The following is a 14,242-nucleotide window of genomic DNA, read 5'->3' as shown; positions in this document are numbered from 1 at the left end:
AGCATCGTACTACTTCACTAGTCTGGGTGAGTGTAGGGCGGTGACTCCTCGAAAATAAAGAGCCATTTTCTTCGTGCGATGTAACGCTGACGAAGCTTTCCTTGTCCTGCGGGAATAGCACATGTCCGAAGACCCCGGAAGAAGCGTTCTGTGCGTCACGAGGAGGCTGAGGCCGTGCCCGCGGAAAGCATCCGCCCGGAGCGATCCCAGACGGCGAGATGTGCTCCGATTTAAGATAATCTGAATTAAGTTAGTTTGGAGTTTATACAAATAGTGTAGTTAACAACAATCTTTTAGAAAACATCGTATTTTTAAATGTAGTAAAAAATGGATATTCCTATAATGAAGGAATAGGTGGAAAAGCTTTGTAAATAAAGGAAGAATCCATATAGTGAATGAGTTGATTATTAATTTGAAATGATATAAGATTGTAATGAGAATAGATTGAGAATGAACCAATTAAAATATAGTACTTGGAGGGTTATCAATGGCAGGATCAGTTTTAGAAATTAGAAATCTACATGTATCCATTGAGGATAAAGAGATATTAAAAGGTGTAGACCTTACGATAAAAGGTGGAGAATTCCACGCAATCATGGGACCAAACGGAACAGGTAAATCCACACTTGCTTCTGCAATTATGGGTCATCCTAAATATGAAGTAACAGAAGGAACGATTACACTTGATGGTGAAGATGTGTTAGAAATGGAAGTGGATGAACGCGCACGCGCAGGTCTATTTTTAGCAATGCAATATCCAAGTGAAATTAGTGGTGTAACAACTTCCGATTTCTTACGTTCAGCAATCAATGCTCGTCGTGAGGAAGGAAATGAAGTTTCTTTAATGAAATTTATTAAAGAATTAGATAAAGACTTAGACTACCTAGAAATTGACGGGAGCATGGCTACACGCTACTTAAACGAAGGTTTCTCAGGTGGAGAGAAGAAACGTAATGAAATCCTTCAATTGATGCAATTAAAACCAGAAATTGCAATTCTTGATGAAATTGACTCTGGATTAGATATTGATGCACTAAAAGTTGTTTCTAAAGGGATTAACAAAATGCGTGGAGAAAACTTTGGTTGCTTAATTATTACGCATTATCAACGTTTACTTAACTACATTACACCAGACTATGTACACGTAATGATGCAAGGTCGTGTCGTGAAATCTGGTGGTCCAGAATTAGCGAAGCGTCTTGAAGCGGAAGGTTATGACTGGATTAAAGAAGAACTTGGAATTGAAGACGAAACTGTAGAACAAAATGCGTAATTGTTAGGAGGATTAGCATGACTGTCGAAACAAAGCTTCCATATGATAAAGAATATATCGAACAGTTTTCAAACAGTAGAAATGAGCCAGAATGGTTCCGTAAATTGCGTTTACAAGCTTTGGATCAAGTAGAAATACTAGAAATGCCAAAGCCAGATAAAACAAAGATTACTCGTTGGAACTTTACTGATTTTAAACACGAATATACAACAGGCGAAACAATCGGGTCTATTAAAGAATTACCAGAAGAACTTAAGGATTATTTTGATCAGGAAAATATACCTGAGAATCTACTGATTCAACGCAACCATTCCGTTGCATTTCAATCATTAAATAATGAATTAAAAGATAAAGGTGTTATTTTCACTGATATTTTCACTGCAATTAATGAACATAGTGATTTAGTAGAAAAATATTTCATGAAAGATGCTGTATCTGTTGATCAAAACCGTTTAACAGCACTTCACGGGGCATTAGTAAATGGTGGAGCATTTATTTATGTTCCTAAAAACATAGAAATTGAAGAAGCACTTCAAGTCGTATTCTGGCATGAAAATGCAGAATCAGCATTGTTTAATCATGTTATTGTTGTAGCGGATGAAAATAGTAAACTTACATTTGTAGAAAATTATATTTCTAATAACGAGAATGAAACTGTTGCTAACATTGTAGAAGAAGTATTTGCACACAATGGTGCTAAAATTTCCTTCGGTGCAGTAGATAATCTAGGGGTTGGTACAACTTCATATGTTAACCGCCGTGGTGTTGCATATGATGATGCAACGATTGATTGGGCATTAGGCCAAATGAACGATGGGGATACTGTTTCTGAGAATATTACAAACTTAATCGGAAACGGTGCTACTTCTAAAGCAAATGCTGTTTCAGTTGGTCGTGGCAAACAAATACAAAACTTCACTGCAAGTATTGTTCAACACGGAAAAGCAACAGATGGATTTATCTTGCAACGTGGTGTTATGAAAGAAAGTGCAACAACTATCTTTAATGCTATCGGTAAAATTGAGCATGGTGGTACGAAAGGGAATTCGGAACAAGAATCCCGCGTATTGATGCTTAGTCCAAATGCGCGTGGGGATGCGAACCCAATTCTATTAATTGAAGAAGACGATGTCACTGCAGGTCACGCAGCATCAGTTGGCCGTGTGGATCCACTGCAAATGTATTACCTTATGAGTCGTGGACTTAAAAAGGAAGAGGCAGAGCGTCTCGTGATTCATGGTTTCCTTGCACCAGTTGTTGATCAATTGCCAATTGAATCCGTGAAAAAACAACTAACACAAGTGATTGAAAGGAAAGTAAACTAATGGATATTAAAGCCATTCGTGAGATGTTTCCGATATTAGATCAGGAAGTGAATGGAAATCCTTTAGTATACCTTGATTCTTCTGCTACTTCACAGAAACCTGTATCTGTTATAGAGGCTGTTAATGACTATTATCGTCATGACAACTCTAACGTTCATCGCGGTGTTCATACACTAGGAACGAGGGCTACGGATAAGTATGAAGGTGCACGTGAAAAGGTAAGAAAGTTCATTAATGCAGGAAGTACTGCTGAAGTTATTTTTACCAGGGGCACAACGACCTCTATTAATTATGTTGCATACGGTTATGCTCGGCAAAAACTTAAAGCAGGGGATGAAATTGTGATTACTCCAATGGAGCATCACAGTAATATCATTCCGTGGCAACAAGCTGCAAAAGCAACTGGAGCAACTTTAAGATATATTCCATTGCAAGCTGATGGGACGCTTGCGATGGAAGACGTGAGAAGTACAATTACAAAGAATACCAAAATCGTTGCTGTTACACATCTTTCTAATGTTCTGGGTACAATCAATCCGGTAAAAGAGATCGCAAAAGTCGCTCATGATAATGGAGCTGTTATCGTTGTTGATGGCGCACAAGGAGCACCACATATGAAAGTAGATGTAGAAGAATTAGATTGTGATTTCTACGCATTTAGTGGACATAAAATGTGTGCACCAACAGGTATTGGGGTACTCTATGGGAAACGTGTCCTCCTCGAAGACATGGAGCCAGTCGAATTTGGTGGTGAAATGATTGATTTCGTTAACCTTTATGATTCTACATGGAAAGAGCTACCATGGAAATTTGAAGGTGGAACACCAATTATTGCTGGTGCCATTGGACTTGGAGCTGCAATTGACTTCCTAGAGGATATCGGAATGGACAATATTCTTGAACATGATAAGAAGTTAGCAGCATATGCACTAGAGCAGTTACGTACAATAGATGGAATTACGATTTATGGTCCTGAAGAGCGTGCGGGACTTGTTACCTTTAATCTAGATGATGTTCATCCACATGATACTGCAACAGTACTTGATGCAGAAGGAATTGCAGTTCGAGCTGGTCATCATTGTGCACAACCATTGATGAAATGGTTAGATGTAACTGCTACTGCACGGGCAAGTTTTTACCTGTATAATACAGAGGAAGACATCGATAAGTTAGTCAGCGGACTTTTGAAAACGAAGGAGTATTTTGGCAATGTCTTTAAATAATTTAGATCAACTTTACAGACAAGTCATTATGGACCATTATAAGAATCCTAGAAATCGCGGTATCGTAGAGGGAGATGCTGTTACGGTTGATATGAATAATCCTACTTGTGGGGACCGTATCAGGCTCCAACTATTCGTTGAAAATGGGATCGTTAAAGATGCGAAGTTTGAAGGGGAAGGCTGTTCCATCAGTATGTCCTCTGCTTCGATGATGACACAAGCAGTAAAGGGTAAAAAAATTGAAGACGCCGTCCAAATGTCAAAGATTTTCTCTGACATGATGCTCGGTAATGAAATAGATGATACAGAAGTAGACTTAGGTGATATTGAAGCACTGCAAGGTGTATCACAATTTCCAGCTCGAATCAAATGTGCAACACTTGCATGGAAGGCGATGGAAAAAGGTGTGAACGAGGGTTAAGTAGTACTAAAAGGAGGTTTTATAATTGGCTAAAAAAGCACCAGAAATAGAAGAATATAAATACGGATTTCGTGATAAAGACGTCTCTGTTTTTCGTACGGAAAGAGGATTAACTCGTAAAGTCGTTGAAGAAATCTCTAAATTAAAAGAAGAACCTCAGTGGATGTTAGATTACCGATTAAAAGCATTGGAACATTTTTACAAACGTCCAATGCCACAATGGGGTGGAGATTTATCAGAACTAAACTTTGATGAGATTGTTTATTATGTAAAACCATCTGAAAGACAAGGGAAAACTTGGGATGAAGTACCTGATGAAATCAAGCAAACTTTTGATAAACTAGGTATTCCAGAAGCAGAACAAAAATATTTAGCTGGTGTATCTGCTCAATATGAATCTGAAGTAGTTTACCATAGTTTAAAAGAGGATCTTGAAGAAATGGGTATTATCTTTAAAGATACAGATACTGCCTTAAAAGAAAATGAAGAATTATTCAAAGAATACTTTGGTACAGTTATTCCATATTCCGATAATAAATTTTCTGCATTAAACTCAGCAGTGTGGTCTGGTGGATCTTTTATTTACGTACCTAAAGGTGTAAAAGCTACATCGCCACTTCAAGCATATTTCCGTATTAACTCTGAAAATATGGGACAGTTTGAAAGAACATTAATTATCGTTGATGAGGGTGCATCTGTTCACTATGTGGAAGGATGTACAGCTCCAGTTTATACAACGAACTCACTTCATAGTGCGGTTGTTGAAATTATCGTTAAAAAAGATGGCTACTGTCGCTACACAACAATACAAAACTGGGCGAATAACGTTTATAACTTAGTTACAAAACGTGCAACAGTTGATGCGAATGGGCAAATGGAATGGATTGATGGTAACATTGGTTCGAAACTTACGATGAAATATCCTGCTATTCACCTTAAAGGTGAAGGTGCTCGTGGTAACACGATTTCTATTGCAATTGCTGGCCGTGGTCAAGTTCAAGATGCGGGTGCAAAAATGTATCATTTAGCACCTAACACGTCTTCTACGATTGTTTCAAAATCGTTCTCTAAACAGGGTGGTAATGTAACATATCGTGGCTTAGTACATTTTGGTAAAAAAGCTGACGGTGCTCGTGCAAATATTGAGTGTGATACATTGATTTTGGATAACGAATCGAAATCAGATACAATTCCATACAATGAAATCTACAATGACAATATTTCATTAGAACATGAAGCAAAAGTTTCAAAAGTATCTGAAGAACAACTATTCTACTTAATGAGTAGAGGGTTGACTGAAGAAGAAGCAACAGAAATGATCGTAATGGGCTTCATTGAACCATTTACAAAAGAACTTCCAATGGAATATGCAGTTGAGATGAATCGATTGATAAAGTTCGAGATGGAAGGTTCTATCGGATAATAACTTTAAGGAAATCCCAATTTAGCGAGTAGCTGAATTGGGATTTTTTTCTAGGTTAATGGAATATCAATCCAAATATGTAGGAATCTAAAATAAACAATGCTAAGATTAGATATACAGAATATATAGATAGAAGGGGAATTTCTTGGTCTTTATTGCATGTTTAATAATTGGTACACTCGCAGCTTTTACTGGTTCGATTGCGGGGTTAGATGGGGGAATATCGCTTGGGAATATGTTCTGCCCTTCATACCTGGTGCATGGATAGGGACGAAAATAGGTGCAAAAGTTAATCAGATGCTAAATGGAAGGACGCTTGAATGGGTTTTGCGAATACTGCTAATCTTCAATGGACTTCGAATGATTTTTTAGTGCTATAGTAGATATAGATAAGTAATTTCTTAAGGAGTTTTACAGATGATAGAGAAACTTTATTTTTATTATACGAATGATTTACATAGTAATTTTGACCAATGGCCAAGGGTTGCTAAATACCTGAAGGATGCTACTTCTAAACGTGAGAAGCATGGTGATGCATATTGGACGGTTGATATTGGCGACCATATGGACCGTGTTCACCCAATTTCTGAAGCATTCAAAGGAAAAGCGAATGTAGAATTGATGAATGATTTACATTATGATATTGCTACCATTGGAAATAATGAAGGAATTACACTCTCTCATGATGAACTCTATAGCTTATACGATGATGCAAACTTCGAGGTCGTCTGCACAAATTTACATCGTACGGAAGTGGGGAATCCGAATTGGTTAAAAAGAACGGTGAAAATCGAATCGGCAAGTGGCATTCGAATTGGGGTAATCGGATTAACAGCTCCTTTTAATAATTATTATGAGTTACTCGGTTGGCATATTTCATCTGAAAGGCAAGCACTTGAACAATATGTTAGTGAATTAAAAAAAGAAACAGATATTATTATTTTATTATCTCATCTAGGATTGAGTGAAGACCAAGCAATCGCTAGGAAGTTTCCAGACATTGATTTAATTATTGGTGGACATACCCATCACCTATTGCGTACTGGGGAAAAAGTAAATCATACATTAATTACAGCAGCTGGTAAACATTGTTTCTATATTGGTGAGGCAATCCTGAGCTGGGATCACGAAGCAAAGAAGCTGGTGAGGCAAGAAGCATATGCAACAGACATCACCCACTATCAAGTAGATCCCGAAACGGAGACAAATTTGAAAAGTCTTCAAATGAAGGCTGATCAATTGTTGGGAGACACAATCGTCCAACTTGAAAAACCAATTGAAGTAAAGTGGTTTAAACATACAGAAATCATGCAGCAACTAACCAATACGTTAAAAAACCATACAAAAGCAGATTGTGCGTTGTTGAATTCTGGCGTTTTGTTAGCAGATTTTCCAGCAGGTAAAGTTAGTTATAAAGATGTGCATCGAATTTGCCCACATCCGATAAACCCAGTTGTCGTGAAGTTGGATGGGAATGAATTGATTGAAGTTATTCGTGCATCGTTAACGAAGGAATTTATGGAACTAAAGCTAAAAGGCTTTGGGTTTCGTGGTAAAATGCTTGGACGGATGGTATTCTCAGGAATCACGGTGGAAACGGCATTTCATGTTAATGGGGAAGAGTACGTGAAGAATGTTGTATTTGAGGATGGAACAAAGCCAGATGGTGATAGGCTATATAATGTAGCGACAGCAGATACGTTTACTTTTGGAAGGCTTCTACCTGAAATTGCCAGGTCTGAAACAAAACAATATATGTTACCGGAATTTTTGCGAGATCTTTTGGTTGAAACACTACAAAGAGAGTTTGCATCAACCCTATAGAATGTCAGTCCCTGCCTCTATAATTAAAGTGTGTGACAAACCAAGCCATTCGTGCATACAGATATAATGTATATTACGAAGGAGGCAGAATGCTTTATGATTACAGTGAAGCCTTTAGAAGTGGAAGGGAAGCATTTCACTGCAACAACAGTAGAACTTCCGAAGACGACATTATTGGTCATTTCTAATGATGTGGGATACATTATGTGTGCGGCATTAGATGTAGATTTCTTTGATGCAAATGAAAAATTGAAAAAAAGAAATGTAATCGCTGGTCGAGCAGAAGGTGTTCGTACGATAGACCAGCTGTTACATGCACCGTTAGCAAAAATTACCGATGCTTCTCAGGAATTGTATGGTTGGGAAATCGGTATGATTGGTAAGGATGCATTGTTGAAATTAGAATAACGATAAAATGTCTTCCAAGTGGAAGGCATTTTAATTGCCAATTTTTAGCAGAAATGATAGATAAAATCGTTTTATTCTGTTACTATTCTTATAGGAGTTGTCAAAAAAAGTCGAAAAGTTTTGGTGAACAAGATGAAACTAGTGGGTACAAAATCAATTGAACCTGGGGCAATTTTAGCGCAGTCCATTTATAATGAAAATGGTATTGTGCTGATAGCAAAAGGCATGGAATTAACGAGGAATATTATTAAACGATTAAATAATTATGGAATTACATATGTGTATATAGAAGATGATTTATCAAAGGGTATTATTGTTGATTCCTTTATTTCAGATAGGGTACGCAGAGAGGCATTAAACACGGTTAAAAGTATCTTTACTGATATTAAAAATAAAGGAATAAATAATTCTACTTTTATTTTAGATAAAAAAGGGAAAGAATTGCAAAACGTTATAGAAAATCTAATGCTAGAGACAAAAAATAATGAAAAGCCCTTATCATTCCTTGCAGATATTTACTTAACAGATAACTATGTTTTTCATCATTCTTTAAATGTTACAATCTATACGCTTGCAATAGGTGTAAAGCTGAATCTACCTAATCAGAAATTAATGGAACTAGGTTTGGGTGCATTATTACATGACATAGGTAAGATTTTCGTTGATCAGGATGTGTTGCAAAAGCCCGGTAGATTAACGGATGAGGAATTTGAAATAATTAAAGAACATGCACAAATTGGATACGATTTTTTACGGAAGCAAATGGATATTTCTTCTGTTGTGGCACATTGTGCATTAGAACATCATGAACGACTTGATGGTTCAGGATATCCACGATCACTACGTGGAGATGAGATACATCTGTATGCAAAAATCATTGGAATTGCTGATGTCTTTGATGCTGTTACAAGTAATCGGGTATATCGCGATGCAATGTTGCCACATGAGGGATTAGAGATTCTATACTCAGGCGCTGTAAACCTGTTTGATAAAGAGATGGTAGAGGCATTTAAGAAAAGCATTGTTGTCTATCCAGATGGTATATCGGTAGAGTTAAGTGATGGTAGGAAGGGGATTGTTGCGAGGCAAAATAAGCATCTCTGTGATCGTCCTGTTATTCGAATTATTTATGATAAGGATCGGCAAGTGGATACGCCATACGAGGTTGACTTAAGTAATGTGATGAATATCATGGTTGTTTCCGTGTTGAAGGATTAGTTTCTCATTGAAAGTAATAAAATACTAATTTACCCTATTTAAATTCCTTTTCAGGACTGGCCACGTCTAGCTCCAGCGCCCGTGCTGCTAGCGAGAGTTCCCTCACCTCCGTACGATAAGTCAACATCGACTCCCTTGCGGTCGTCGTGTTTCCTTTATCTCCTATGGCTCAGTCCAGTCCGTACGTCGTTAAACGGGCGCTTGCGCTTTTGGTGATTCTATCCCCCCTAAAACAAGCATAAGTTGTTGTAGGGGGGATTCTTATGCGTAGACCACGGAGAAGATATAGAAGAAAATTTGCATCACCTCCAGGGAAGAATATTTTTTTCATAACGCTCATTTTATTTATTATTGCGGTCACTTGGAGTGTATGGTTTATCGATAAAAAAGTTGAACCAGTACTATACGATATAGCTTCAGTAAAACTTGATGAATTTGGTACACGAGCGATTAATCAAGCTGTCCGATTTGCTGAAGAATATGATTATAATGAGGTACTAGATATTAACTATGATAATGAGGGAAATGTTGTTAGATATGGTTGGAATCCAGCGGTTGTTGGTGAAATAAATCGGGTTGCAACAGATAGAGTAGAAGAATTCTTTCAACGTGTGAATCGAGGAGATCCGATAACGTATGATTATTCCCTTCATGAGCCTTATGAATATGGCGATGGTGCAGAGGATCGTGTAGAACAAGACCCAACATTAATCGAAGTCCCACTTGGGCAGGTTACTGGGAATGCCGTTCTAGCTAACCTTGGACCAAAAATACCGATTAATTTGGAGTTCGTTGGTAATGTCCGAACAAATATTGTAAGGGATGTAGAACCATTTGGAATAAATGCCTCATGGGTATCCTTATACGTAAATGTAGAGGCAGACGTTCAAGTTGTTATTCCGTTTACAACAGAAGTTGAAACGATAAATACAGAGATTTATATTGATGGGGGTGCTATTATGGGGGATGTGCCAGAATTTTATGGTGGTGAGGATAGTGGTCCTTCCATATCTGTACCAAAGGAGGATTTTCTAAAAGAGGAAGAGGACTTGCAAGAAGACGAGTAATCTAGTATATTAGTAATATAATTTAATAGACCTCAGATCGGTGAGGTAGAGGTGCATACAACAATAGTAACGAGCAGGAGAATGACAACGATGATTGCTTGTGAAAGGGTTGTTTGCCGAAGCATAATAAGGGTCAAACTTATTAGAGCTGGTATTCCTTTGAATAAAGGGTGTACTGTCATGCAGGGAAGTTGCGTGGAGAACTACTGATCGAAATGGAGGATAACGTATTTTGTGATAAAACAAAGATGGGTTATTTTCTGTCTTTGTTTTTTTGTGTGCAAAAAATTGTTTATGCTCGTTTCAGTTCTACATTCAAATATATAACATATTTTATGGAGGTAGAAACAATGGAAGGAACAATCTATTCTCTTATTCCAGCAGTACTTATGCTTATTCTTGTTATTCTAACGAGAAAAGTGCTACTGTCTTTGGGTGCAGGTATTATTGTGGGGGCTTTATTTATTCATGATTTTAATTTCATAGAAAGCCTTCAGGAAATTTGGAACGCTTTTTATGGAATTTTTATTTCAGATGGAGAACTTAACAAAGGAAATCTTCTATTACTTGGATTCCTTTTATTATTAGGTATGATGACAGCATTCTTGCAATCATCTGGTGGTAGTCGAGCTTTCGGGGAATGGATGATGAGACGTGTGAAAACACGTAGAGGTGCTGGAGTAATGTCTGGCGTATTAGGGATAATTATTTTTATTGATGATTACTTTAATAGTTTAGCAGTTGGGCAAATAGCACGGCCACTAACAGATCGATACAAGATTTCACGTGCAAAATTAGCCTACTTTATTGACTCTACATCAGCACCAGTGACCGTTATCTCCCCGATTTCAAGCTGGGGGGCATACATCATTGGTATTATGGGTGCGATGTTTGCTGCTAATGGGATTACAGACATGGAGCCATTAACCGCATTTATTCAAATGATTCCACATAACTTTTATGCACTTGGCGCAATTATTCTAGTGTTTATGGTCGCTTACTTTAAATTAGATATAGGTCCAATGAGAAAACACGAAGAACGGGCAATCCGAACAGGGGAATTGTTAGATCCAAGTCAAAGCAAGGTTCCTGGGGATCTAAGTGACGAGTTTAAAGCCCATCAAGATGGAAAAGTGTATCACTTATTAATGCCAATTATTGTGTTGATAGTAGGTACTGTCTTAACAATGGTAATAACAGGTGCAAATGCTAGTGGAGATAATATTACGATACTCACTATATTCGCTAACACAAATGTAAACCTATCGTTATTTATTGGTGGAGTAGCTGCAATTATTACCTCATTGTTATTCCATGTTGGTTTAGGAAAACCGAAAGCAAATGTTGGGAAGATAATCGTTGAAGGTATAAAAACAATGCTCCCAGCTATTTATATCTTGATTTTGGCGTGGATGATCGGTTCCATTATCGATACATTAGAAACTGGTCTGTTCCTAGCAGAAAAATTTAGCGAAGCACAGGTAAGTAGCTCACTGTTACCTGTTCTATTCTTTATTATTGCAGGATTCATGGCGCTAGCAACTGGTACATCATGGGGAACTTTTGGTATTATGCTGCCAATTGCTGCAGAGATTGCAGTGGTAACTGATATGGATATGCTTTTACCATCACTAGCTGCTGTTCTTGCTGGTTCTGTATTTGGTGACCACTGTTCACCAATATCGGATACAACGATTCTGTCGTCAACTGGTGCAGGAGCAAACCATATTGATCATGTATTAACGCAATTACCGTATGCATTGATTGTTGCGTCTGTTTCAATTATGGGTTATCTATTAGTAGGCTTTACGCATCAAATCTTTATTTCACTTTTCATTTCGATAGCGTTTGTTATTATGATCGGATTGATTATTCATTCATTTAATAAAAACAAATGATAATACAAAAAATCTCTCATCTAGCAATGGTGAGAGATTTTTCATATAAAATATATTTGGATAATTTGACATATTCTAAAATTGATATATACTACATATAAATACCTATAGTCGTGAATATTTTAAATATTCACTATTGAAAGTAGAATAATAAGGGGGGATTTATATGGAAACACGTTCACAGTGGGGGACAAGGGCAGGGTTTATTTTAGCGGCAGCAGGTTCAGCGATTGGACTTGGTAACATTTGGCGTTTTCCTTCTGTTGCTTACGAAAATGGTGGTGGTGCATTTTTTATTCCTTATTTATTTGCATTGCTCACAGCAGGGATTCCATTACTCATCATGGAATTTACAATTGGGCAAAAATATCGGGGATCAGCACCAATGGCATTTAGTAAAATGAATAAAAAAGCAGAATGGATTGGTTGGTGGGGTGCGCTCGTAGCATTTGTAATTTCTACGTATTATTCCGTAATCATTGCTTGGGCCATATCTTATTCTACCTTCTCATTTAATTTAGGATGGGGAGAAGATACAGAAGGTTTCTTATTCAATGATTATCTACAGTTAGCAGCTCCTGGTGAGTTTGGTGGTTTTGTTCCAAGTGTTCTCATTCCATTAATTATTGTGTGGGCGGTTGTATTAGCCATTCTGTTTGCAGGTGTAAAGAAAGGGATTGAAATTGCTAACCGCATTTTTATTCCACTTCTAGTGGTATTATTCTTATTTATTGTTATTTATGCGCTTACATTGCCTGGTGCTTTAGATGGTCTAAATGCATTCTTCCAACCAGATTTTGGTGCCATAATGTCTGCTGATGTATGGGTTGCTGCTTATGGTCAAATTTTCTTTAGTTTATCCATTGCGTTTGCGATTATGATCGCATATGCAAGCTATTTGCCTAAAAAGTCAGATATTACGAATAATGCATTTATCGTTGGATTTGGAAATTCAAGTTTCGAGTTATTAGCTGGTATTGGTGTTTTTGCAACGTTAGGATTTATGGCAGGTCAAGCTGGAGTTGGAGTGGAAGATGTTGTAGCAGGTGGGGTAGGATTAGCCTTTGTTGTTTTCCCACAAATTATTAATGAACTTCCAATGTTAAATGGTTTAGTTGGTTTCCTATTCTTTGCATCACTTGTACTTGCTGGTTTTAGTTCATTAATTTCAATTACAGAAGCTTACATTTCTGCGATCATTGATAAATTTAAAATTTCACGTGCGAAAGCAGTTTTCTTCGGTGGTGGGTTATCTGCTGTGATTTCATTAATTTATGCAACAAGAGGCGGATTAAATTTCCTAGATACTGTCGACTATTTTATTAATCAATTTGGTGTAGCGTTTATTGGTCTAGTGGAGGTAGTTGTTGTTGCATGGTTCTTACGAGAAGTGAAGAACTTAAAAGAACATGCGAATGGCATTTCTGATATTCAATTAGGTGCTTGGTGGGGCTTTAGTTTAAGTGTAATTACACCAATTGTTCTCGGAGTTATGATGGTTCAATTATTTGTGCAAAATTTGCTCAGACAATTTGATACGGACACTGGTAACTACGGAAACTATGCGGATGACTTTATTATTTATAGTGGCTGGGCAGTTGCGGCCAGTGCATTAATAATTGGTATCATAATGTCCTTTACAAAATGGAGAAAAGAAACGAACAGTGCAGAAGAACTACAAGAAACGAAGGAGGCAAAATAAATGACGGCTGGAGCTATCTTCGTAATGGTAATTGGTATGGTTATTATCTGGGGGGGACTTGGTCTAAGTATTACCCATGCAGTTAAAAAAGCAAAAGAAGCAAAATAAATAAGGAGGAGGATGGGACAAAAGAAATTTAGTAAAGAAAAATCCGAACGATAAGTTAAGTCCTCCATTAAATTCAAATTAATGGAGGACTTTGTATAGACTTCGGATCTATTTAATTCAGTATTGTGCAAAACACATCGTTCCGGAAACACACTTCGCGCACCTTAAGGCGGCTGATGAGCCCCCTTCGTGCTGACGCACTACGGTGTCTCATCTAGGCCTCTCCTCCTGCAGGAGTTATCATGAACGAAACTAGCCCCTTAATCGTAATATCGTAGATTAATTTGGTAATACTGCATTACAAAACCCAAATACCAAATCAGAGCTATAATACGAAAGGAGCTAGTAATAT

At 37.4% G+C, this 14,242-nt stretch carries 13 protein-coding genes and 1 riboswitch; all 13 genes read left to right on the top strand.

Annotated elements, in window-relative coordinates:
- Window positions 1–487: 487 nt before the first annotated feature.
- Window positions 488–1,273, top strand: coding sequence for a Fe-S cluster assembly ATPase SufC (sufC, locus tag D8M05_RS19110; RefSeq protein WP_121134631.1), 786 nt, complete (start codon window positions 488–490; stop codon window positions 1,271–1,273).
- Window positions 1,274–1,290: 17 nt separating this feature from the next.
- Window positions 1,291–2,598, top strand: a complete 1,308-nt coding sequence (gene sufD / locus D8M05_RS19105; protein WP_121134629.1) for a Fe-S cluster assembly protein SufD — start codon at window positions 1,291–1,293, stop codon at window positions 2,596–2,598.
- Window positions 2,598–3,821 carry a cysteine desulfurase gene (locus D8M05_RS19100; protein ID WP_121134627.1) on the top strand — a complete coding sequence of 408 codons (1,224 nt, stop codon included), beginning with the start codon at window positions 2,598–2,600 and terminating at the stop codon, window positions 3,819–3,821. Before sufD ends, D8M05_RS19100 begins: the two co-directional genes overlap by 1 nt.
- A complete protein-coding gene (sufU, locus tag D8M05_RS19095) occupies window positions 3,808–4,242 on the top strand; it encodes a Fe-S cluster assembly sulfur transfer protein SufU (protein WP_121134625.1) in 435 nt (144 codons plus the stop codon). The genes D8M05_RS19100 and sufU overlap by 14 nt, the downstream gene beginning before the upstream one ends.
- Window positions 4,243–4,267: 25 nt before the next feature.
- Complete coding sequence (gene sufB / locus D8M05_RS19090; RefSeq protein ID WP_121134623.1) at window positions 4,268–5,665, top strand: Fe-S cluster assembly protein SufB; 1,398 nt, start codon at window positions 4,268–4,270, stop codon at window positions 5,663–5,665.
- 159 nt (window positions 5,666–5,824) lie between these two features.
- Window positions 5,825–6,037: a sulfite exporter TauE/SafE family protein gene (locus D8M05_RS19085; protein WP_121134621.1), complete on the top strand. Its 213-nt coding sequence runs from the start codon at window positions 5,825–5,827 to the stop codon at window positions 6,035–6,037.
- Window positions 6,038–6,082: 45 nt separating this feature from the next.
- Window positions 6,083–7,489, top strand: coding sequence for a bifunctional metallophosphatase/5'-nucleotidase (locus D8M05_RS19080; RefSeq protein WP_121134619.1), 1,407 nt, complete (start codon window positions 6,083–6,085; stop codon window positions 7,487–7,489).
- 96 nt (window positions 7,490–7,585) lie between these two features.
- Window positions 7,586–7,897, top strand: coding sequence for a YunC family protein (locus D8M05_RS19075; protein ID WP_121134617.1), 312 nt, complete (start codon window positions 7,586–7,588; stop codon window positions 7,895–7,897).
- 132 nt (window positions 7,898–8,029) lie between these two features.
- Window positions 8,030–9,115, top strand: a complete 1,086-nt coding sequence (locus D8M05_RS19070) for an HD-GYP domain-containing protein (RefSeq protein ID WP_121134615.1) — start codon at window positions 8,030–8,032, stop codon at window positions 9,113–9,115.
- A 263-nt stretch (window positions 9,116–9,378) separates the two neighbouring features.
- The gene (gene yunB, locus D8M05_RS19065; RefSeq protein ID WP_121134613.1) at window positions 9,379–10,182 is read left to right on the top strand and encodes a sporulation protein YunB; all 804 of its coding nucleotides are present in this window, start codon (window positions 9,379–9,381) and stop codon (window positions 10,180–10,182) included.
- Window positions 10,183–10,220: 38 nt separating this feature from the next.
- Window positions 10,221–10,396, top strand: a riboswitch (Lysine riboswitch).
- 136 nt (window positions 10,397–10,532) lie between these two features.
- The gene (locus D8M05_RS19060) at window positions 10,533–12,080 is read left to right on the top strand and encodes a Na+/H+ antiporter NhaC family protein (protein WP_121134611.1); all 1,548 of its coding nucleotides are present in this window, start codon (window positions 10,533–10,535) and stop codon (window positions 12,078–12,080) included.
- A 166-nt stretch (window positions 12,081–12,246) separates the two neighbouring features.
- The gene (locus tag D8M05_RS19055; protein ID WP_121134609.1) at window positions 12,247–13,782 is read left to right on the top strand and encodes a sodium-dependent transporter; all 1,536 of its coding nucleotides are present in this window, start codon (window positions 12,247–12,249) and stop codon (window positions 13,780–13,782) included.
- Window positions 13,783–13,890, top strand: coding sequence for a methionine/alanine import family NSS transporter small subunit (locus D8M05_RS19050; RefSeq protein ID WP_121134607.1), 108 nt, complete (start codon window positions 13,783–13,785; stop codon window positions 13,888–13,890).
- The last annotated feature ends 352 nt before the right edge of the window (window positions 13,891–14,242 follow it).

The organism is Oceanobacillus bengalensis, assembly GCF_003628445.1.
Lineage (GTDB): Bacteria > Bacillota > Bacilli > Bacillales > Amphibacillaceae > Oceanobacillus > Oceanobacillus bengalensis.
Note: the sequence above shows the minus strand (reverse complement) of the source record. Positions and strands in the feature narration are given on the sequence as shown.

Coding starts and splice junctions, on each gene's coding strand:
- sufC (WP_121134631.1), top strand. CDS start 488: ATGGCAGGATCAGTTTTAGAAATTAGAAATCTACATGTATCCATTGAG.
- sufD (WP_121134629.1), top strand. CDS start 1,291: ATGACTGTCGAAACAAAGCTTCCATATGATAAAGAATATATCGAACAG.
- D8M05_RS19100 (WP_121134627.1), top strand. CDS start 2,598: ATGGATATTAAAGCCATTCGTGAGATGTTTCCGATATTAGATCAGGAA.
- sufU (WP_121134625.1), top strand. CDS start 3,808: ATGTCTTTAAATAATTTAGATCAACTTTACAGACAAGTCATTATGGAC.
- D8M05_RS19085 (WP_121134621.1), top strand. CDS start 5,825: ATGTTTAATAATTGGTACACTCGCAGCTTTTACTGGTTCGATTGCGGG.
- D8M05_RS19080 (WP_121134619.1), top strand. CDS start 6,083: ATGATAGAGAAACTTTATTTTTATTATACGAATGATTTACATAGTAAT.
- D8M05_RS19075 (WP_121134617.1), top strand. CDS start 7,586: ATGATTACAGTGAAGCCTTTAGAAGTGGAAGGGAAGCATTTCACTGCA.
- D8M05_RS19070 (WP_121134615.1), top strand. CDS start 8,030: ATGAAACTAGTGGGTACAAAATCAATTGAACCTGGGGCAATTTTAGCG.
- yunB (WP_121134613.1), top strand. CDS start 9,379: ATGCGTAGACCACGGAGAAGATATAGAAGAAAATTTGCATCACCTCCA.
- D8M05_RS19060 (WP_121134611.1), top strand. CDS start 10,533: ATGGAAGGAACAATCTATTCTCTTATTCCAGCAGTACTTATGCTTATT.
- D8M05_RS19055 (WP_121134609.1), top strand. CDS start 12,247: ATGGAAACACGTTCACAGTGGGGGACAAGGGCAGGGTTTATTTTAGCG.
- D8M05_RS19050 (WP_121134607.1), top strand. CDS start 13,783: ATGACGGCTGGAGCTATCTTCGTAATGGTAATTGGTATGGTTATTATC.